Below are 18,695 nucleotides of genomic sequence, written 5' to 3' on the forward strand. Positions count from 1 at the left end.
CACTTGGAACTTGAGGCGGCCAACCCCGAAAAAATCGGCATGTCGAAAAAGTGTCGCAGACATAGCGGAACATTGCGGCGCATTGCAGATGACCAAGCCAGCTATCTATCTGTTATTAAAAGAAAAGCGAAATATTGAGAAGTAATGCAAGAACACCAAAACGGGTTCAAATCCCCCAAATCAAAATATAAAAAAGGACGCCACAAGGCGTCCTTTTTTCGCCCACGAACGTCTCTACCACCCAACCTACGGCCCCGGCGACCTGTGCCGAAACCCCTGCTGACCGGCGCCTAGGCTGAATCCTCCGCCCCGCCAGGAAAACCTCAACATTACATATACATTTCCGTATATTTTACGCACACCCCTGCCCTCCCCATCCGATTGAGCCAAAATCCGATTGCCACACACCCCTTACACGCACTATATTCGAAAAACCATATATACAGACACAGCCAACCCATACCACCATGCTCGAACACCTGACCCCACCCACCGTTTTCAAGTGCCTGGCCGATGAGACCCGCACCCGTCTGATGCTGCTGATTGCCGCCGAGGGTGAGCTATGCGTTTGTGAGCTGACGTCGGCGCTGGAGCTGAGCCAGCCGAAGATTTCCCGCCACCTGGCGCAATTGCGCACTTGCGGATTGCTGGCGGATCGGCGGCAGGGGCAGTGGGTGTATTACCGTTTGCACCCTCACCTGCCCGACTGGGTTATCCAACTGCTGCGCACCACACTGGACAGCAATCGCCACTGGCTGAGCCCGGATCATCAGCGGCTGGAGCAGATAGGCGATCGTCCTGAGCGGGCGGCGCGCTGCTGCCCGCCGGCCACCTCATGAATTGCTGCAATCGGAGTCAGCATGTCTCACCCTGACCTGCCCAATCTGGATATCGACCTGGCGCCCCGCCCGGATCTGGAGCGCCTGCGCAGCCCGCTGCGCGCTACGCATGCGCCGCGCATTCTGCTGCTGCACGGCTCTGCCCGTGAGCGCTCCTACAGCCGGCTGCTGGTCGAAGAAGCGGCTCGCCTACTGACCTACTTTGGCGCCGAGGCCCGCATCTTTGATCCATCTGGTCTGCCATTGCCGGACGATGCACCGGATACCCACCCCAAGGTGGTCGAACTGCGCGAGTTGATGCAGTGGTCCGAGGGCCAGGTGTGGTGCTCGCCCGAGCGTCACGGGGCGATGACGGCGGTGTTCAAGGCGCAGATCGACTGGGTGCCGCTGAGCATTGGCGCGGTGCGCCCGACCCAGGGCAAGACGCTGGCGGTCATGCAGGTGTGTGGCGGGTCGCAGTCGTTCAATGTGGTGAACCAGCTGCGTGCGCTGGGCCGCTGGATGCGCATGTTCACCATCCCCAACCAGTCGTCGGTGCCCAAGGCCTTTCTGGAGTTTGACGAGGCCGGGCGCATGCGCCCCTCGCCCTTCTATGAGCGGGTGGTGGATGTCATGGAAGAACTGGTGAAATTCACTTTGTTGCTGCGCGAGCACAGCGACTATCTGGTGGACCGCTATTCCGAGCGGCGCGAGTCCGCCGAGCAGCTGTCTACGCGCGTCAATCAGCAGGGCATTTGAGGAGCCAGTATGGGATTGTTTGAGCGCTGGTTGAGTGTCTGGGTGGCGCTGGCCATCGCGGCTGGCGTCGCGCTCGGCTCGCTGTTTCCGCCCCTGTTTGCCGGTGTCGCAGCGCTGGAGTTTGCCCACGTCAACCTGCTGGTGGCGGTGCTGATCTGGGTGATGATTTACCCGATGATGGTGCAGATCGACTTTGCCGCCGTGCGCGATGTCGGCAAACGTCCGCGCGGGCTGGTGCTGACGCTGATCGTCAACTGGCTGATCAAGCCCTTCACCATGGCGCTGCTCGGCTGGCTGTTCTTTCGTCTGCTGTTTGCCGACTGGGTGGACCCGCAAAGCGCGGGCGAGTACATCGCCGGCATGATCCTGCTAGGTGTGGCGCCCTGTACCGCGATGGTGTTTGTCTGGAGCCAGCTGACCCGCGGCGACCCCAACTACACGCTGGTGCAGGTGTCGGTGAACGATCTGATCATGGTGTTTGCCTTTGCACCGCTGGTCAGCCTGCTGCTGGGCGTCAGCGATATTCAGGTGCCCTGGGCGACACTGCTGCTGTCGGTCCTGCTCTATGTGGTGCTGCCGCTGGGCGCTGGCGTACTGACCCGTCAATGGCTGCAGCGCCGGGCGCCCGAGCAGTTGCCGCAGCTGCTGCAGCGCCTCAAGCCCTGGTCGATATTGGGGCTGCTGGGCACCGTAACGCTGCTGTTCGGCCTGCAGGCCGATACCCTGCTGAGCCAGCCGGTGACCATCGTGCTGATTGCCATTCCGCTGCTGGTGCAGACCTACGGCATCTTTGCAGTCGCTTATCTGGCCGCCTGGAAGCTGCGCCTGCCGCACCCGATTGCAGCGCCGGCATGCATGATCGGCACCTCCAATTTCTTTGAGCTGGCGGTCGCAGTCGCCATCTCGCTGTTCGGGCTGCACTCCGGTGCGGCCCTGGCCACGGTGGTCGGCGTACTGGTCGAGGTGCCGGTCATGCTGTCACTGGTGGCCTTCGCCAACCGCACCCGTCACTGGTTCCCAAGCACAGAGTGACCTCACAAGGCAGGAGTCCGTTATGAGCATCAAGGTAGGTATCAACGGTTTTGGTCGCATCGGTCGGCTGGCGCTGCGCGCGGCCTGGGATTGTCCGGAGCTGGAGTTTGTACGCATCAATGATCCGGCGGGCGACGCGGCAACCCACGCCCACCTGCTCAACTTCGATTCGGTGCATGGCCGCTGGCAGCACGAAGCGAGCAGTAACGGCGAGCAATTGATCATCAGCGGCAAGGCCATTGCGGTGACAGCCAATCGCGCGCTGGCCGATACCGACTGGAGCGACTGTGATCTGGTCATCGAGGCCAGCGGCAAGATGAAGACCCTCGCCAGCCTGCAGCCGTACCTGGATCAGGGCGTCAAACGCGTGGTGGCCTGCGCGCCGATCAAGGAGCCGGGGGCGCTGAATGTCGTCATGGGCGTCAACCACGACCGCTTCGACCCGCAGCAGCACCGCATTGTCACCGCAGCCTCCTGCACCACCAACTGCCTGGCGCCGGTGGTCAAGGTGATTCAGGAGGCGCTGGGCATTCGCCACGGCTCGATCACCACCATCCACGACCTGACCAACACCCAGAGCATTCTCGACCAGCCGCACAAGGACCTGCGCCGAGCCCGCGCCAGCGGCATGAGCCTGATCCCCACCACCACCGGCTCGGCCACCGCGATTGCCGAGATCTTCCCCGAGCTGCGCGGTCGCCTGAACGGCCATGCGGTGCGAGTACCGCTGGCCAATGCCTCGCTCACCGACTGCGTCTTCGAGGTTGAACGGCCTACCAGCGTGGACGAGGTCAACGCCCTGCTCAAGCAGGCGGCCGACGGCCCGCTGCACGGCATTCTCGGTTATGAGGAACGCCCGCTGGTGTCCATTGATTACCGCACCGACCCGCGCTCCTCGATCATCGATGCGCTGTCGACCATGGTGATCAACCAGACCCAGGTCAAGCTGTACGCCTGGTATGACAACGAGTGGGGTTACGCCAACCGCGCCGTGGAGTTGGCGCGGCTGGTCGGCCAGTACGCCTGAGGAGTTCGTGAGATGCGCACCCTGTCCAGCCTGCCCGCTGCCGTGCGCCAGTATCTGGTGGTCACCGCCAACTACTGGGCCTTTACCCTGACCGACGGCGCGCTGCGCATGCTGGTGGTGCTGCATTTTCACAGTCTGGGCTACACGCCGCTGGAGATTGCCGCGCTGTTTCTGTTCTACGAGATATTCGGCGTGGTCACCAACCTGATCGGCGGCTGGCTGGGCGCGCGCATCGGCCTGAACCGCACCATGAATCTGGGATTGGCGCTGCAAGTGGTGGCGCTGCTGATGCTGACACTACCGGCCAGCGTCCTCAGCGTACCCTGGGTGATGGCGGCGCAGGCGCTGTCCGGCATCGCCAAGGACCTGAACAAGATGAGCGCCAAGAGCGCCATCAAGCTGCTGGTGCCTGAGCAGCAGCAAGGCACGCTGTACAAGTGGGTGGCCATTCTCACCGGCTCCAAAAATGCCCTGAAGGGCGTCGGCTTTTTCCTGGGTGGTGCGCTGCTGGTGCTGCTCGGCTTTACCGGCGCGGTGCTGGCGATGGCCATGGCGCTGGCGGTGGTGTGGCTGATCAGTCTGCGCCTGCTGAAGCAGGACTTGGGGCGCGCCAGCGGCAAGCCCAAATTCCGGGAGCTGCTGTCCAAGAGCCGCGCCATCAACCTGCTCTCCGCAGCGCGGCTGTTTCTGTTCGGTGCCCGTGATGTGTGGTTTGTGATCGCCCTGCCGGTGTACCTGAGCAGCGCGCTGGGCTGGGACTTCTGGCTGGTCGGTGGCTTTATGGCCAGTTGGGTGATCGGCTACGGGCTGGTGCAGTCGATAGCGCCACGGCTGACCGGCCGGCAGCAGGTGCCGGGCGGGCGCAGCGCTGCCGGCTGGGCATTGCTGCTGGCCCTGCTGCCCGCTGCGATTGCCGTGGGCATGCACCTCACGCCACAGAACGCCAGCGCAGTGCTGATTGGCGGCCTGCTGCTGTTTGGCGTGATTTTCGCCATCAACTCGTCGCTGCACAGCTACCTGATCGTCAGCTACGCCAAGGGCGATGGTGTGTCGCTGGATGTCGGCTTCTACTATATGTCCAACGCCATGGGGCGGCTGATCGGCACCCTGCTGTCCGGCTGGGTTTACCAGCAATACGGCCTGGGCGCCTGCCTGTGGATCTCCAGTGCCTTTGTGCTGCTGGCCGCGTTGATTTCGCTGGGGTTGCCGCGTCAGGTGTCGTCGAGCGCCGGGTGAATCAACGCGCCGGCGGAATCGCATACGTGCCGGTGGCGTGGGCGACCGGCTCAGGCTCGCCGTCGGAATACAGCGAGACCTCGCCAATCACCATGGTCTTGCCCACTTTCAGCAGGCGGCATTCGGCGATGACGTCGCGGTCCGCACGCGGCTTACGCATAAAGTTGATGTTCAGGTTGGTGGTCACCGCCAGCGCCACCAGCCCCAAGGTGCCCAGCAACGCCACGTACAGGGCGGCGTCCGCGACTTCCATCAGCACCGGACCCGACACCGTGCCGCCCGGGCGCAGGTGCGCGCCAGTGATGGGCTTGCGGATCACCGCCATGCGCTCGCCCAGCGATTCGATATCAAAGCGGGAGTGCGGAAACTCCGCATCGAAAAACCGCTGCAACTCGTCCTTGGAAACCATCGCTACTCCGTCATCAGACTGCGGTATCAGGGCTGTTCGCTGACCGGGCAGCGCTGCAGATCACTCAGTTGCAGCAAGTGCAACGCATCAAGAAAGGCTGGCAGGAAGCTGCCGGGGCCTTGGGCATGCTGCTCGGCCTTAAGACCGGCAGCCGCAAACACCTGGGCGGCGGCCACCGCAGCAGCCAGCGTTTGCCCCGGCGCAACGCCAATAAAACCGGCAAGCAGGGCACTGAGTGCGCAGCCCATGGCAGTCACCTGCGGCATCAGTGCACTGCCGCCCTCGATGCGCTGGCTGCGCTGGCCATCGGTCGCCAGGTCGACCTCACCGGTCACCAGCACCACACAACCCTGCGCGCGCGCCAGCTGACGGGCGGCCTCGGCAGCGCTCTCTACGCTGTCGCCGCTATCCATGCCCCGGCCCTGCCCACTGGCACCGGCCAGCGCGATGATCTCCGAGGCATTGCCGCGAATGGCCGTTGGCCGCCGGGCCAAAAGCGCGGTCACCAGCTGGCGGCGAAACCCGGTTGCCGCGTGCGCCACCGGATCAAGCACCCAGGGCACCCCGGCCGCCTGAGCGCCGGCGATGGCCGCGTGCATACCTTCAGCCCACTGCGGCGAGGGCGTGCCCATATTGATACTCAAGGCTGATGCCAGCGCCGCAAACTCACCGGATTCCTCGGCGCAGTGCACCATCGCCGGCGACGCGCCGGCAGCCAGCAGTACGTTGGCGGTCATGTTCATCGCCACGTAATTGGTAATGCACTGCACCAGCGGGGTCTGTTCGCGCAGGCGTTGATACAAGGTCCAGCTGTCGTTCAGCTGCGTATTCTGCAGGCTCATGCCTTCTCTCCGGCCCTGACTGTCAGGCTGCACTCTACCACCGGCTCGCCCGGCAATCCGCCGCCTCACACGGCCGAGTTGCGCAGGTACTCGGCAAAGGCATACGCCACCACCGGCAACTGCCGATTCTGCAGGCAAGCCAGCACCATATTGGCCGACGGAAAGCCACGGTCAGCAATCTCCCGACTGACCAGCTCGCCACCCACGCTGGGCACACCAATCTGTATCTGAAAACTCAGCGCCTGCTCGTAGCGCAGGTAACCCAGCAGAAACTCGAAGCTGTTGCTCTCGATCAGCGCCCGCAGCTTGATCGAGCGCCGGGCCAGATAGGTATCCAGCAGCTGACGGCCGGCAGTGTCCCGGCCGGGCAGCACCACCGGATAGTCCAGGCACTGGCGCAGGCTGACCCGCCCCGGCTCCGCCGCCAGCGGATGACTGCGATGCATGACCACGCACAGCGGTTGGGCGACATCGTACAAGCGCTCGATATCCGCCTCCGGCGTCAGATGGAAGATGAACGCCAGGTCAGACTCAAAGGTGCGCAGCGCATCCAGCGCCCGGTGGTGATCGCCCACCTGCACCTGAAACTCCACCAGCGGATGCTGCTGCCGAAAGCCGGCGATGCGTTCCGGCAGGTAGCTGCCCGCGGCGGCCTGACTGACGACGATCCGCACCCGGCCGCGGCGCAGCCCCTGCAGGTCCTCGATCTCGGAGCGCACCTGCTCCAGATGCGCAGCCCGGCTGCGGATGTAATGCACAAACAGCTCGCCGGCCGCCGTCAGCCGCATGCCCCTCGGCAGACGCTCGAACAGTGGTGTACCCAGTTCGTCTTCCAGGTCCTGAATACGGCGATTCACCGCCGACGGCGCGACGTGCAGACGCTCGGCAGCCTGACGGATCGAGCCCACTCTGGCCACTTCATCCAGGTAGTGCAGAAAGCGCAGATGATTCATATCAGCTCCTGTCATGCGGACCAGCACGGCCCCGTCGAGCACCGCAGCGGTGCAGAAACCTGCCCGCGGGCGGTGCAAAGGCCGCGCACCCGGCGCAGCCACCGCTCCGCTACAGACGTGGCGGCGCGCGAACCCGGCGGCCAAAGCACCAACCCCTGCACGCAAGCGATTTGCCGAGGGCCAGATGGCATCCTTGCGCCAGCATATCCGTTGCCGTATCGGCAACGCAACGCACGCGAAAAAGCGACATTTGATAGTCACTCATGGCATGTGCGCTGCATCGTCTGCCAGCATGAAAAAGACTCCCGGCACTCCCGTGGCCTACGGGCCCCACCCCGACAACGCCTGGCACCAGCATTACGGTGTTACCAGCCTGCTGCGTCCAGCCCACAGGCCAAGGCCGCTGCTGTTCACCAGCGACCAGGGCAACCTGGAGCTGGATATCGGCACCAGCGCACTGGTGGTGGTGGATATGCAGAACGACTTCTGCCACCCCGAAGGCTGGTTTGCCCAAAAAGGGGCCAGCATGCAGGCAACACGGCGCCCCATCCCGCGTCTGCGACGCCTGCTGCCGGCCTGGCGCGCTGCCGGTGGCCGGGTTATCTGGCTCAACTGGGGCATCCGCGCTGACCGGCTGAACCTGCCGCCGGTAGTGCATTTCGTCGGCAAGCGCAGCGCCAGCGGCGTGGGCTACGGCGAGCATTCGCCAATCGATCACGGCCCGGCACTGGTGCAGGGAACCTGGGGCGCGGAGGTGGTCAGCGAGCTGAAGATCGAGCCCGCCGATATCCAGGTGTACAAGCACCGCCTCAGCGGCTTCTGGGATAACGAGCTGGACAGCATCCTGCGCGCGCAGGGCATCACCAGCCTGCTGTTCGCCGGCATCAATACCGACCGCTGCGTGTTTTCGTCCCTGCAGGATGCGGCCTTCCTCGGCTACGACTGCGTGCTGCTGCGCGACGCCTGCTCAACGCCCTCCCCGGCCTATGTCAGCCGCGCCATTCATTTTCTCGTCGCCCAGTGCCACGGCTTTGTCGCCACGGCCGCTGCGCTCAATACCGCTCTCACCTCAATGCAACAGGAGTCATGACCATGTCATCGAAAGCTCGTCGGCCACGCCTGGCCAACACCCTCACCGCCCTCAGTCTCGGACTCGGCCTGCTGGCCTCTGCCAGCGCGCAGGCCGCAACCGATATCGATCTGGTACTCAACTGGAAATACGAAGGTGCCCAGGCCTGGTTCTTCCTCGCCGAAGACAAGGGCTACTTCAAGGAGCACGACCTCAACGTCACCATCGACCAGGGTGAAGGCTCGGCCGCGTCCATTCCGAAGGTCGCCTCCGGCGTCTACGATGCCGGCTTTGGCGACACCAATGCGCTGATCCAGCTGGCCTCGACCCAGCCTGAGCGCGCGCCTGTGGGCGTCTACATGATCTACAACACCCCGCCGTTCGTCATCGCGGTGAAAAGCGACAGCCCGATCACTGAACCGCAGGATCTGGAAGGCAAGATCGTCGGCGCACCGGCCAACGACGCGGCACTGAAGCTGTTCCCGGCCTTCGCCGAGATGACCGGTATCGACCAGTCCAAGGTCACCATCAACAACATGGCGCCCAACCTGCGTGAGCAACTGCTGATGCGCGGCCAGATCGACGCCGCCTTCGGCTACATCACCACCATCAGCTTCAGCGCCAAGGGCATGGGCATCAACCCGGATGAGCAACTGCGCTTTATCCGCTACGGCGATCACGGCATGGACCTGTACTCCAACTCGATCTTCTTCTCCCAGGAGTTTATCGCCGAGCATCCAGACGCCGTGCGTGGCTTTGTGGCCGCCATCAACCAGGCCATTCAGGACGCGGTAGCCAACCCCGAGGAAGCGATCGACGCGCTGATGCGCCGTGAGCCGCTGCTCAACCGCGAAGTGGAAACCGACAAGATGCTGACCACCGTACGCAACGACATGAGCCACCCGGAAATTGCCGACATCGGCCTGGGTGACGTCAACGACGATCGCCTGCAAAAGAACATCGACATCGTGGTCAAGGCCAACCAGTTGGAGAACGCGCCGGCCCCGACCCAGATTTTCGACCGCAGCTTCCTGCCGGCACGGGCTGACCGCCCGAGCGAACTCTGAGCAACGGGAGACATTGATGAACCTTGATCTGCAGGACAAAGTCGTTGTCATCACCGGCCCGGCCAAGGGCATGGGCCGCGCCGTCACCCTGGCCTTCGCCCGCGAAGGTGCCCGACTGGTGCTGGCCGGGCGCGATCTGGACGCCATCGCCCCAGTCGCCCGGGAAGTGGCGGAACTGGGCCGCGAGGTAGAAGTAGTGCGCTGCGACATGACCCACAGTACCGATGCCGAGGCCCTTGCGGCGGCGGCACTGGACTGCTTCGGCCGCATCGACGTGCTGGTCAACGTGGCGGGCGGCTCCGGCCCGATCGGCAAGACCGGCTGGGAGACCACCCAGAGCGAGTTCGACGAGATCGTTCAGCTCAACATGACCGGCTGTTTCAACACCATGCGCGCGGTCATGCCCGCCATGATCGAACAGGGCAGCGGCAAGATCGTCAACGTTGGCGGCACCTTCGGCATGCGCGGCCGCGCCGGCCGCATGGCCTATTCCGCCTCCAAGTGGGGCCTGCGCGGTATTACCAAGAGCTTTGCGCTGGAGGCCGGCCCGCACGGTATCAACGTCAACTGCGTCGCCCCCGGCATGGTTGACGGCCCGCGCTTTCGCGACAAGGTGTGCGCCAACATGGCCGCCCAGCTGGATATCAGCCCGGAAGAAGCCGCCACGCGCCACGCCGCCGACTACGCGCTCAAGCGCGTCTCCACCGACCAGGATGTTGCCAATGCCTGCCTGTTTCTCGGCAGCGACGTTTCCCGCCAGATCACCGGCGTCGACCTCCCGGTCGATGGCGGCTGGGCCATGCTTTAGGAGAACCCTATGAACCAAGTTGACCTGCTGATCCGCGGCGCCCGCGTGGTATCAGACCACCAGATTATCGAAGCCTCGGTCGCGATTGACGGCGAGAAGATTGTCGCCGTCGGCCGCGATGAACTGATGCCCTCTGCCCGCGAAGTCCTACAGGCTGATGGCCTGTTCCTGCTGCCGGGCGCCATCGACAGCCATGTGCACTTCCGCGATCCGGGCTACGCCCATAAGGAAACCTGGAAGACCGGTTCGGCGGCTGCCGCCTGCGGAGGCGTGACCACCGTGTTCGACATGCCCAACACCAACCCGCCGACCGGCACCATCGAAGCCCTGCGCATGAAGCAGAAAGCCGCCGAGTCGTCCTACGTTGATTACGGTATTCACGGCCTGCTGGGGGACGACACCGTCGGCCACCTGGAAGAGCTGGTCGACGCCGGCTGTACCAGCTTCAAGGCGTTTGTCGGCAATACCTTCGGCAACCTGCCGGCACCCACCGACGGCGCGCTGCTGGAAGGCTTCGAGAAGCTGGCGCCACTGGGTATTCGTACCGTGGTACACGCGGAAAACTCGTCCATTCTCTCCCGTCGTCAGAAGCGCATGCAGGACGCCGGGCGTATCGACGCCCTGGCGCACCTCGCCGCGCGCCCGGTGGTGGCCGAGATCGAGGCCATCGGCCGCGTGCTGACCCTGGCCGAGTGGACCGGCGCGCGTGTACACATCGCCCACCACAGCGCCGCCGACTCGCTGTTTCTGATTCGTGAAGCCAAGCGCCGCGGCGTGGACGTGACCGTTGAGACCTGCCCGCAGTACCTGCTGCTCAACACCGACCATAGCGACCGGCTGGGCGGCATCCTGCGCCTGAACCCGCCGATCCGCGAACCCCGCCACAACCAGCCGCTGTGGGATGCGCTGATGGACGGCACCATCGACATGATCGCCACCGACCACGCGCCGCACGCCCCGGAAGAAAAGACCCGCGAGAACATCTGGGAGTGTGATTGCGGCTTCCCCGGCATCGAGACGCAGATGGCGCTGATGCTCACCGAGGTGAACCGCGAACGCGCCAGCCTGATGGATTACGTGCGCTGGAGTTCGGTCAGCCCGGCCAAGGCCTGGGGCATCTACGGCAAGAAAGGCGTGATCACCCCCGGCGCCGATGCCGATATCGCCATTGTCGATATGCAGCGCAGCGGCATCCTCTCGGAGAACCAGCTGCACAGCACCAGCAAGATTTCGCCCTGGCATGGCCGCCCGGTCAAGGGCTACCCGCTGCACACGCTGGTGCGCGGCAAGTTTGTCATGCGCAACGGCGAGCTGGTCACCGAGACCGCCGGCTGGGGGCGCTCGGTCAAGGCCATTCAGCAGATGCCGACGCCGCGTCCGCAGAACACCGAGCACTACACGGACGCAATCCTGAGCACACCTGAAGGCGTGCGCCCGACCGCGGAGCCGCGGCGGTGAGCCGCTGGCCCATGACAGCCCCGGCGCACGACGCCGGGGCCGTGCAACAGGAGCAAGCCATGAGTGACACCCCATCAGCCAGTGCCCAACGTCCGATGATCGAGCTGTCCGACGTGACCGTGCGTTACGGCGGTAATGTCGTGGCGCTGGACAACACCACCCTGCGCATCGACAAGGGCGATTTTGTTGCCCTGGTCGGCCCCAGCGGCTGCGGCAAGTCCACCATTCTCAAACTGGTCGCCGGCCTGCTGGAGCCGACCGCCGGTGCCGCGATTGTCGGTGGCCGTGAAGTGGGCGCCATCGGCAGCCACGCCAAGCGCCTGGGCCTGGCCTTCCAGAACCCGACCATGCTGCCGTGGCTGAGCATTCTGGATAACGTAATGATCCCGCTGAAGATCGTCGAGCCGTTCCGCCAGGACTATCGGCGCAAGCGCAAGGGCGAGTTCCGCGAACGCGCCGAGGCGCTGCTGGAGCAGGTCGGCCTGGCCGGTTTTGGCAACAAGCGCCCCTGGCAGTTGTCCGGCGGCATGCTGCAGCGCGCGTCCCTGTGCCGGGCGCTGGTGCATGAGCCCGACATCCTGCTGCTCGACGAGCCCTTCGGAGCGCTAGACCAGTTCACCCGCGAAGAGCTGTGGGACACCATGCAAGACCTGTGGATCAACCGCCGCCCGACCGTGTTGCTGGTGACCCACGACCTGCGCGAGTCGGCCTATCTGGCCAGCCGCATCTGCGTCATGAGTTCACGCCCCGGCCGCATCATCGAAGACCAGCGCGTGACCTTCGCCCGGCCGCGCACGCTGGAATCCAGCTACCAGCCGGACTTCACCACCCTGGTGCAGCAACTGCGCATGAGCATCGCCGAGGCGCGCGCGCCCGGCAGCTCGCAGACTCCCGCAGCCAGTCGTCCGCTTGAAGAGGTGTCCGTATGAACAAGCCCCTGCCGCGCTGGCGGCGCAACCTGCTGTCGTTCTCCGCGATGATCGGTTTCTTCCTGCTCTGGGAAGTGCTCTGCCGTCTGCTCGGTGTTTCCGAGCTGGTGCTACCGGTACCCAGCCAGATCGCCGCCGTGCTGATCGACAAGATGCCGATCCTCTGGCCACACACCCAGCAGACGCTGATGACCACCCTCATCGGCTTCTTTCTCGGTGTGTTCATCGGCCTGCTGATTGGCGTGATCATCGGCTCCTCCCGGGTCGCCTACGATATCGCCTATCCATTGCTGGTCGGCTTTTCCAGCATTCCCAAGGTCGCAGTGGTGCCGATCTTCGTGGTCTGGTTTGGCTCGGGCACCATCCCGGCGATTCTGACCTCGATGGTCATCGGCATCTTCCCGGTGGTAGTCAACGTGGCAACCGGTCTGGCGACCACCGAGCCGGAGCTGGAAGACGTGCTGCGCGTACTCGGCGCCAAGAAGCGCGACATTCTCTGGAACGTCGGTCTGCCGCGCACCCTGCCCTATCTGTTCGCCTCGCTGAAGATCGCCCTGACCTCGGCCTTCATCGGCACCGTACTGGCGGAAACCGTGGCCTCCAACAAGGGCATCGGCAACGTGATGATGATTGCCAGCGGCAACTTTGACGTCCCCTTGGTGTTTGCCGGGCTGTTCATTCTGGCTGCCCTGGGCGTCGCCCTGTACTCCGTCTCTGCTCTGCTTGAGAACCGTTTCACCAGCTGGACCCAACGTGGCAAAGGCTCGGAGGCCGCATGAACCGCAACCCATCAATCAACAGTATTGCCGTGTTCTCCGGCTCCAACTTCGGCAGCCATGAGGACTATATCGAACAAGCCAAAAAGCTCGGGCAGGCGATTGCCGAGCGCGGTCAGACCATGGTCTACGGCGGCACCACCAAGGGCCTGATGGGCGTGGTGGCCGATGCCGCCCTGGCCGCCGGCGGCGAGGTGATCGGCGTGATCACCGAACGCCTGCGTGAGCGCGGCCACCTGCATCCGGGCCTGACCCGGCACGAGGTGGTCTCCGGCATGCGTGAGCGCAAGGCACGCATGGCCGAGCTGGCCGATGCCTTTGTCGCCCTGCCCGGCGGCCTGGGCACGCTGGAAGAGCTGTTTGAGGTCGCCACTCTGACCCAGCTGGCCGAGCACCAGAAGGCGCTGGCCTGCCTCAACGTGCGCGATTTTTTTGCCCCGCTGCGCGCCTTGCTGCTGCACGCCACGACTGAAGGCTTCATGAAGATCGAGCACTGCGACATGCTGATTCTTGAAGCCGACCCGCTCAAAGCGCTTGAGCAGATCGACCAATGGCAAGCCCCCACCGTCACCAAATGGATCGGCCAGCCCGGCTCCTGACCCAAGGAAACCCCATGACCCGCATCAAGATCAGCGCCGGCGGCTTCGACTTTATTGCCGAGTGCCACCCCGACGCCCCCGACACCGTGGCCGCCTTTCTCAAGCTGCTGCCCTATCACCAGAAGCTGATCCACGTACGCTGGAGCGGTGAAGGCGCCTGGGTGCCGCTGGGCGACTATCAGCTCAAAAACGGCGAGCAGCTTATCGGCTTCGAAAACCACACCAGCCACCCCTCGGTCGGCGACGTGCTGTTTTATCCCGGTGGTTACAGCGAGACCGAGATCATCATGGCCTACGGCGCCTGCAGCTTCTCCAGCAAGCTCGGACAACTGGCCGGCAACCACTTTCTGACCATCATCGAAGGCCGGGAAAACCTCCGCGCCCTCGGTCTGAAAACCCTCTGGGAAGGCGCCCAGGACATCAGCTTCGAACTCGACTGACACTCTCGAATAAGGTACCCATCATGAAAACGCGCGTCACCCGTCTGAGCGCCAGCGCGCCGGACGATATCTCTACCCTGGCCCAAGCCATCAGCCAAGGCCAGATCGATCCCACCCGCGTCATTGCCGTGCTTGGCAAGACCGAAGGCAATGGCTGCGTCAACGACTTCACCCGTGCCTTTGCCACCAGCACCCTGCGCCGTTTCTTTGCCCAGCAGCTGACCCTGTCCGAGGCCAAGGTCGAGGAGCGCATCGCCTTCGTCATGTCCGGCGGCACCGAAGGCGGCCTGAGTCCGCACTGGCTGGTATTCGAAGTCGACGCCAGCGAGCAGAATGCCGACTACAGCCTGCCGGGTCTCGCCGCTGGCGTCGCCTTTACCCGCGACTTCAAGCCGGAAGAAATTGGCCGCCTGGAGCAAGTCAATGAAACCCGCGATGCCGTGACGCGGGCGATGGCCAGCGCCGGTATCCGGCACGAGGACGACGTGCATTTTGTGCAGATCAAATGTCCGCTGCTGACCGCTTCACGTATCAGCGAAGCCGCCAGCCGGGGGCACACCACCGCCTGTTACGACACCTACGAGTCGATGGGCTATTCGCGCGGCGCCTCGGCGCTGGGCGTGGCCGTGGCCCTGGGCGACCTGATGGAAGAACAGCTCAGCAACGAGAAAATCTGCAGCGACTGGTCGCTCTACTCCACCCGTGCCAGCACGTCTGCCGGTATCGAGTTGCTGCGCAATGAAGTGCTGGTGCTGGGCAACGCCGCCGGCTGGGACCCGGCCTACCGCATTGGTCACGCGGTGATGGAAGACGCCCTGGATACCGCCGCTATCGACCGCGCGCTGGCCAGCATGCCCGGTGGCGCGCAGCTGACCATCACCGCCGACAACCTTGCCGGCCTGCTGGTCAAGGCCGAGCCTTCGGCCTCCGGCGAGATTCGCGGCAACCGCCACGTCATGAGTGATGACAGCGACATCAACGGCTCGCGCCACGCGCGCTCGCTGGTCGGTGGTGTGCTGGCCGGTCGGCTGGGTGATACCCGGCTGTTCGTTTCCGGCGGTGCAGAGCATCAAGGCCCCAACGGCGGCGGCCCGCTGGCACTGATTCTGCGCACCTGAACGCGGGGCTGAAACACCAAGCCTCGCATCGGCGGGGCTTTCCTGTTGCTCTTGGCTGCAGCTTAATCGCCGCGGTAGGTACGCCGTGCCGCTTCCAGCATCGACAGGCTGATCTTGTGCACTTCCTGGCGGCTGTGTTCGATGTGCGCGCGCAGCAGACGCCTGGCCTCATCGCGCCGCCGGGCGGCGAGCGCCTTGAGGATGTCGGCGTGTTCTTCGTAGGTCTTTTCGATGCGCTGCGCCTGATAGAAATCCAGACGCCGCACGATGCGGATGCGCTCGCAGACTTCCTGATGAATGCGCGCGGCCTCGCGGTTCCCGGCCAGACGCAGCAGCTCGAAGTGAAACTGCTCATCCAGCTCCGCCATGACCTGCATACCCGCTTGCCGCTCGTCCGGCGCTACCACCCACACGCTCATCAAGGGTTCCAGCACCTGACGCAAGTCTTCAGCAGCACACAGCCGGTCCAGTGCCGCGCATTCCAGACTGATGCGCACCTCGTAGAGCTCGTCGATACGCTCGAAATCCAGCGGCTTGACCGACCAGCCGCGGCGCAGGCCGACTTCCAGATAACCCTCGCGCTCCAACCGATACAGCGCTTCGCGTACGGGCGTACGTGACACCTCGTAGCGCTCTGCTATCTGGTTTTCGCTGAAACGGTCGTGGGGCAGCAGGACGAAATCAAAGATATCCTGCTTGACCCGCTGGTAGACCTGATCGGCCAGGGAAACAGCCTGCGATTGCGCCATCTGCGCTCATTCCTGAAGAGAAGACAGGTCGATACTGACATGCGCTGCGACGACCTGCCAGCGCCCGTCGATCCGCGCCCAGGTCTGCATCTGCCGGCCAACGCGCGCGGTTTCGCCATCACGGAACTGGGTACTGACTGTGGCGTAGTCCTCACCAAAAGTGCTGATCACCGTGTTGTACAGCTCTCGTCCGGGGCCGACCGGCACACACACCCGCCGATAGGCGGCAATGTCCTGCGCGCCATACAGGTTCTCGGCCACGCCGTAACGCACGGTGTGTTCGCTGTCCCAGAAGTACTGATCGAGCGTTTCCATCTCGTTGACCAGCAACGCCCGCTCGTAGTCGATAAACGCCTCGGTTACCTGTTTGACGACCTCGGGCAGGTTGATATCAGTCATGACGCACTCCAAGACTTGCCTGCAGCTGCTGCAGGTGCGCAACGCGGCCAACGATCCCGCCCTGGGCGGCAATCATGGCCAGCGTGGCCTGTTTGAATTCGGGGAAATAGCTTTCGGTGGCTTCGTCGATCAGCAGACAGCGATAACCGCGATCGTTGGCCTCGCGCATGCTGGTCTGCACGCAAACCTCGGTGGTCACGCCAGCAAAGATCAGGCTGTCGATGCCCTGCTGCTGCAGACGCTCATGCAGGCCCGTGGCATAGAACATGCCCTTGCCGGGCTTATCGATCACCCACTCATCCGCCAGCGGCGCGACGGCCTCCAGAATCTGGTTGCCGGGCTCGCCGCGCACCAGAATTCGCCCCATCGGGCCTACATCACCAATCTGCATGCCCGGCGGCCCGCCAGCGCGCTTGGCCGGCGGACAGTCTGACAAGTCCGGCAGGTGCGACTCCCGGGTGTGAATCACCAGCAGCCCGGCCTCACGCGCCAGCGCCAGCAATTGCTGCACCGCCGGGATGATGGCCGCGAGCGGGGTGACGTCATTGCCGAGCGCGGCGCCAAAGCCGCCCGGTTCGATAAAGTCGCGCTGCATGTCGATAACCACCAGCGCGGTGCGCTGCGGGTCGAAGCTGAAGTTATCGGGTACTGCGGTTACCTCGATCATCCTGCCACCTGCTGTGCACTGTGTTCGGTACCGGCCATATAGCGGCCGAGCACCTGCCGTTCAGCCTCGGCCGGCACTGTCTGGTGATTGATTTCGCCATCGTGGATAACCAGGATGCGGTCCGACAGCTCCAGCAGTTCGTCCAGATCTTCACTCAGCAGCAGCACCGCCGCGCCGCGGTTGCGCGCCTCCAGCAGGCGCCGATGAATCAGTTCGACCGAGGCGAAATCCAGCCCGAATACCGGGTTGGAGACAATCAGCACAGCCACGTCCTCGGTCAGCTCCCGCGCCAGCACGGCACGCTGAACATTACCGCCGGACAGCGTGCCGATTGGCCGATCCGGGTCGTTCGGGCGCACCTGAAAGCGGCCGATCAGCTCACGCGCTCGCTCACGGATCGCCTTGCGATTGATCAACCAGCCGCTGCGGCACAGCGGTGCATGATCGTAGTCGCGCAGCGCCAGATTTTCCGCCACGCTAAGGCCGGCAATGCAGGCGTTGCGCAGCGGCTCTTCCGGCAGACTGTAGACTTTCTCGCGCTGCATCTCGGCGCGACTGGCGCTGTAGGGGCGGCCGTTGACACGCACCTCGCCGGCGCTGGCCGGTCGCTGGCCCAGCAGGGCTTCGGTCAATTCACGCTGGCCGTTACCGGAAATCCCGGCAATACCGACAATCTCGCCCGGCAAAACCGACAGTGATACCCCGCGCACCGCCAGCGTGCCGCGATCATTGGCCACCTTCAGGTTGCTGACTTCCAGACCCGGCGTACGCTCGGCCAGATGCTCTACCCGCTCCAGTGCCGTGCTTTGCTCGCGGCTCTCGCCCATCATCCAGGCCGACAGCTCGGCCTCATCGGTATCGGCTACCGCCTTGCTGCCGACCAGCTGCCCGCGCCGCAGTACAGTGACATCGTCGGCAAAACGCATCACTTCGCCGAACTTGTGGGTAATCATCAGCACAGACAGCTCGCCGGCATGGGCCAGTTGCTGCATCAGGCCGAGCACTTCTTCGGCCTCCTGCGGGGTCAGTACCGAGGTCGGCTCGTCAAGAATGATGAAACGGCGATCCAGATACAGCTGCTTGAGAATCTCCAGCTTCTGCTTCTCGCCCGCCGCGAGCGAACTGACTGCCCGCTCGATATCCAGCTTGAACGGCATTCTGGCCATAAAGGCATCGAGCGCTGCGCGTTCCTGCTTCCAGTCGATGGCCCACGGCAGTTCGCCCCGTGACAGCACCAGGTTTTCCGCCACGCTGAGCCCCGGCGCCACGGTAAAGTGCTGGTAGACCATGCCGATGCCGAGGGAGTGGGAGTCACGCGGCGACTGGATACTTTGTTCCTTGCCGCCCACCAGCACACTGCCCTCATCCAGCGGACCATAGCCAACGATACCCTTGACCAGCGTGCTCTTGCCGGCACCGTTTTCACCCAGCAGCGCGTGTACCGTGCCGGGGCGCACACGCATGGAGACGTTGTCCAGCGCGCGAAAATTGCCGAAGACCTTGCCGGCGCCGATGGTTTCCAGACTCAGGGCTCGCATGC

21 protein-coding genes are annotated in these 18,695 nt (G+C 64.1%); 14 read left to right on the plus strand and 7 right to left on the minus strand.

The window, feature by feature from the left end; translation table 11 throughout:
* Nucleotides 1–467 precede the first annotated feature (467 nt).
* From CNQ84_RS14135 to arsJ, 5 genes are read left to right on the plus strand one after another with little or no spacing between them, the layout of a single operon-like run.
* A complete protein-coding gene (locus tag CNQ84_RS14135) occupies nucleotides 468–839 on the plus strand; it encodes a metalloregulator ArsR/SmtB family transcription factor (RefSeq protein WP_096005491.1) in 372 nt (123 codons plus the stop codon).
* A 21-nt stretch (nucleotides 840–860) separates the two neighbouring features.
* Nucleotides 861–1,577, plus strand: a complete 717-nt coding sequence (gene arsH / locus CNQ84_RS14140; protein WP_096005492.1) for an arsenical resistance protein ArsH — start codon at nucleotides 861–863, stop codon at nucleotides 1,575–1,577.
* A 9-nt stretch (nucleotides 1,578–1,586) separates the two neighbouring features.
* Nucleotides 1,587–2,609: an ACR3 family arsenite efflux transporter gene (gene arsB / locus CNQ84_RS14145; RefSeq protein WP_096005493.1), complete on the plus strand. Its 1,023-nt coding sequence runs from the start codon at nucleotides 1,587–1,589 to the stop codon at nucleotides 2,607–2,609.
* 22 nt (nucleotides 2,610–2,631) lie between these two features.
* On the plus strand, nucleotides 2,632–3,636 hold the full coding sequence (locus tag CNQ84_RS14150) for an ArsJ-associated glyceraldehyde-3-phosphate dehydrogenase (protein WP_096005494.1): 1,005 nt from the start codon (nucleotides 2,632–2,634) through the stop codon (nucleotides 3,634–3,636).
* A 12-nt stretch (nucleotides 3,637–3,648) separates the two neighbouring features.
* Nucleotides 3,649–4,872, plus strand: coding sequence for an organoarsenical effux MFS transporter ArsJ (arsJ, locus tag CNQ84_RS14155; protein ID WP_096005495.1), 1,224 nt, complete (start codon nucleotides 3,649–3,651; stop codon nucleotides 4,870–4,872).
* 1 nt (nucleotide 4,873) lies between these two features.
* On the opposite strand, the gene CNQ84_RS14160 is transcribed toward arsJ, so the two are convergent.
* The 3 genes from CNQ84_RS14160 to CNQ84_RS14170 form a co-directional block, all read right to left on the minus strand.
* The gene (locus CNQ84_RS14160; RefSeq protein ID WP_096005496.1) at nucleotides 4,874–5,281 is read right to left on the minus strand and encodes a PaaI family thioesterase; all 408 of its coding nucleotides are present in this window, start codon (nucleotides 5,279–5,281) and stop codon (nucleotides 4,874–4,876) included.
* 26 nt (nucleotides 5,282–5,307) lie between these two features.
* Nucleotides 5,308–6,123: a hydroxyethylthiazole kinase gene (gene thiM, locus CNQ84_RS14165; protein ID WP_096005497.1), complete on the minus strand. Its 816-nt coding sequence runs from the start codon at nucleotides 6,121–6,123 to the stop codon at nucleotides 5,308–5,310.
* Between the two features lie 65 nt (nucleotides 6,124–6,188).
* Nucleotides 6,189–7,076, minus strand: coding sequence for a LysR family transcriptional regulator (locus CNQ84_RS14170; protein WP_096005498.1), 888 nt, complete (start codon nucleotides 7,074–7,076; stop codon nucleotides 6,189–6,191).
* A 292-nt stretch (nucleotides 7,077–7,368) separates the two neighbouring features.
* Here CNQ84_RS14170 and CNQ84_RS14175 point away from each other — a divergent pair, with 292 nt between their 5' ends.
* Genes CNQ84_RS14175 through atzD form a run of 9 tightly spaced genes read left to right on the plus strand, consistent with a single transcriptional unit; the run spans nucleotide 7,369 to nucleotide 15,340 of the window.
* Entirely contained in the window at nucleotides 7,369–8,166 is a 798-nt protein-coding gene (locus tag CNQ84_RS14175) for a cysteine hydrolase family protein (RefSeq protein ID WP_096005499.1), read from the plus strand.
* A gap of 2 nt (nucleotides 8,167–8,168) precedes the next feature.
* A complete protein-coding gene (locus tag CNQ84_RS14180) occupies nucleotides 8,169–9,212 on the plus strand; it encodes an ABC transporter substrate-binding protein (RefSeq protein ID WP_096005500.1) in 1,044 nt (347 codons plus the stop codon).
* Nucleotides 9,213–9,228: 16 nt separating this feature from the next.
* Entirely contained in the window at nucleotides 9,229–10,020 is a 792-nt protein-coding gene (locus CNQ84_RS14185) for an SDR family NAD(P)-dependent oxidoreductase (protein ID WP_096005501.1), read from the plus strand.
* A gap of 9 nt (nucleotides 10,021–10,029) precedes the next feature.
* Nucleotides 10,030–11,478, plus strand: coding sequence for an allantoinase AllB (gene allB / locus CNQ84_RS14190; protein WP_096005502.1), 1,449 nt, complete (start codon nucleotides 10,030–10,032; stop codon nucleotides 11,476–11,478).
* Between the two features lie 59 nt (nucleotides 11,479–11,537).
* Nucleotides 11,538–12,407: an ABC transporter ATP-binding protein gene (locus tag CNQ84_RS14195; RefSeq protein ID WP_096005503.1), complete on the plus strand. Its 870-nt coding sequence runs from the start codon at nucleotides 11,538–11,540 to the stop codon at nucleotides 12,405–12,407.
* Entirely contained in the window at nucleotides 12,404–13,186 is a 783-nt protein-coding gene (locus CNQ84_RS14200; RefSeq protein WP_096005504.1) for an ABC transporter permease, read from the plus strand. The genes CNQ84_RS14195 and CNQ84_RS14200 overlap by 4 nt, the downstream gene beginning before the upstream one ends.
* Nucleotides 13,183–13,782 (plus strand): LOG family protein, encoded by a 600-nt coding sequence (locus CNQ84_RS14205; protein ID WP_096005505.1) that lies wholly within the window; start codon nucleotides 13,183–13,185, stop codon nucleotides 13,780–13,782. The genes CNQ84_RS14200 and CNQ84_RS14205 overlap by 4 nt, the downstream gene beginning before the upstream one ends.
* A 14-nt stretch (nucleotides 13,783–13,796) precedes the next feature.
* A complete protein-coding gene (locus tag CNQ84_RS14210; protein ID WP_096005506.1) occupies nucleotides 13,797–14,222 on the plus strand; it encodes a DUF3830 family protein in 426 nt (141 codons plus the stop codon).
* Between the two features lie 23 nt (nucleotides 14,223–14,245).
* Nucleotides 14,246–15,340, plus strand: coding sequence for a cyanuric acid amidohydrolase (gene atzD / locus CNQ84_RS14215; protein ID WP_096005507.1), 1,095 nt, complete (start codon nucleotides 14,246–14,248; stop codon nucleotides 15,338–15,340).
* Between the two features lie 62 nt (nucleotides 15,341–15,402).
* Here atzD and CNQ84_RS14220 read toward each other — a convergent pair whose 3' ends face one another.
* Genes CNQ84_RS14220 through CNQ84_RS14235 form a run of 4 tightly spaced genes read right to left on the minus strand, consistent with a single transcriptional unit; the run spans nucleotide 15,403 to nucleotide 18,693 of the window.
* Nucleotides 15,403–16,089: a GntR family transcriptional regulator gene (locus CNQ84_RS14220; protein ID WP_096005508.1), complete on the minus strand. Its 687-nt coding sequence runs from the start codon at nucleotides 16,087–16,089 to the stop codon at nucleotides 15,403–15,405.
* 6 nt (nucleotides 16,090–16,095) lie between these two features.
* Nucleotides 16,096–16,488 (minus strand): oxalurate catabolism protein HpxZ, encoded by a 393-nt coding sequence (gene hpxZ, locus CNQ84_RS14225; RefSeq protein ID WP_096005509.1) that lies wholly within the window; start codon nucleotides 16,486–16,488, stop codon nucleotides 16,096–16,098.
* Entirely contained in the window at nucleotides 16,481–17,155 is a 675-nt protein-coding gene (locus tag CNQ84_RS14230; protein WP_096005510.1) for a cysteine hydrolase family protein, read from the minus strand. Before CNQ84_RS14230 ends, hpxZ begins: the two co-directional genes overlap by 8 nt.
* Nucleotides 17,152–18,693, minus strand: coding sequence for an ABC transporter ATP-binding protein (locus tag CNQ84_RS14235; protein WP_096005511.1), 1,542 nt, complete (start codon nucleotides 18,691–18,693; stop codon nucleotides 17,152–17,154). Before CNQ84_RS14235 ends, CNQ84_RS14230 begins: the two co-directional genes overlap by 4 nt.
* Nucleotides 18,694–18,695 lie beyond the last annotated feature (2 nt).

The organism is Pseudomonas abyssi (assembly GCF_002307495.1).
Taxonomy (GTDB): Bacteria; Pseudomonadota; Gammaproteobacteria; order Pseudomonadales; family Pseudomonadaceae; genus Halopseudomonas; species Halopseudomonas abyssi.

Bases quoted from the DNA above. Each gene is read 5' to 3' on its own strand.
- CNQ84_RS14185 (WP_096005501.1), top strand. From the start codon at position 9,229: ATGAACCTTGATCTGCAGGACAAAGTCGTTGTCATCACCGGCCCGGCC.
- CNQ84_RS14205 (WP_096005505.1), top strand. From the start codon at position 13,183: ATGAACCGCAACCCATCAATCAACAGTATTGCCGTGTTCTCCGGCTCC.
- CNQ84_RS14220 (WP_096005508.1), bottom strand. From the start codon at position 16,089: ATGGCGCAATCGCAGGCTGTTTCCCTGGCCGATCAGGTCTACCAGCGG.
- arsB (WP_096005493.1), top strand. From the start codon at position 1,587: ATGGGATTGTTTGAGCGCTGGTTGAGTGTCTGGGTGGCGCTGGCCATC.
- arsH (WP_096005492.1), top strand. From the start codon at position 861: ATGTCTCACCCTGACCTGCCCAATCTGGATATCGACCTGGCGCCCCGC.
- arsJ (WP_096005495.1), top strand. From the start codon at position 3,649: ATGCGCACCCTGTCCAGCCTGCCCGCTGCCGTGCGCCAGTATCTGGTG.
- atzD (WP_096005507.1), top strand. From the start codon at position 14,246: ATGAAAACGCGCGTCACCCGTCTGAGCGCCAGCGCGCCGGACGATATC.
- CNQ84_RS14230 (WP_096005510.1), bottom strand. From the start codon at position 17,155: ATGATCGAGGTAACCGCAGTACCCGATAACTTCAGCTTCGACCCGCAG.
- allB (WP_096005502.1), top strand. From the start codon at position 10,030: ATGAACCAAGTTGACCTGCTGATCCGCGGCGCCCGCGTGGTATCAGAC.
- CNQ84_RS14160 (WP_096005496.1), bottom strand. From the start codon at position 5,281: ATGGTTTCCAAGGACGAGTTGCAGCGGTTTTTCGATGCGGAGTTTCCG.
- CNQ84_RS14135 (WP_096005491.1), top strand. From the start codon at position 468: ATGCTCGAACACCTGACCCCACCCACCGTTTTCAAGTGCCTGGCCGAT.
- CNQ84_RS14180 (WP_096005500.1), top strand. From the start codon at position 8,169: ATGTCATCGAAAGCTCGTCGGCCACGCCTGGCCAACACCCTCACCGCC.
- CNQ84_RS14170 (WP_096005498.1), bottom strand. From the start codon at position 7,076: ATGAATCATCTGCGCTTTCTGCACTACCTGGATGAAGTGGCCAGAGTG.
- CNQ84_RS14195 (WP_096005503.1), top strand. From the start codon at position 11,538: ATGAGTGACACCCCATCAGCCAGTGCCCAACGTCCGATGATCGAGCTG.
- CNQ84_RS14235 (WP_096005511.1), bottom strand. From the start codon at position 18,693: ATGCGAGCCCTGAGTCTGGAAACCATCGGCGCCGGCAAGGTCTTCGGC.
- hpxZ (WP_096005509.1), bottom strand. From the start codon at position 16,488: ATGACTGATATCAACCTGCCCGAGGTCGTCAAACAGGTAACCGAGGCG.
- CNQ84_RS14175 (WP_096005499.1), top strand. From the start codon at position 7,369: ATGAAAAAGACTCCCGGCACTCCCGTGGCCTACGGGCCCCACCCCGAC.
- CNQ84_RS14210 (WP_096005506.1), top strand. From the start codon at position 13,797: ATGACCCGCATCAAGATCAGCGCCGGCGGCTTCGACTTTATTGCCGAG.
- CNQ84_RS14150 (WP_096005494.1), top strand. From the start codon at position 2,632: ATGAGCATCAAGGTAGGTATCAACGGTTTTGGTCGCATCGGTCGGCTG.
- thiM (WP_096005497.1), bottom strand. From the start codon at position 6,123: ATGAGCCTGCAGAATACGCAGCTGAACGACAGCTGGACCTTGTATCAA.
- CNQ84_RS14200 (WP_096005504.1), top strand. From the start codon at position 12,404: ATGAACAAGCCCCTGCCGCGCTGGCGGCGCAACCTGCTGTCGTTCTCC.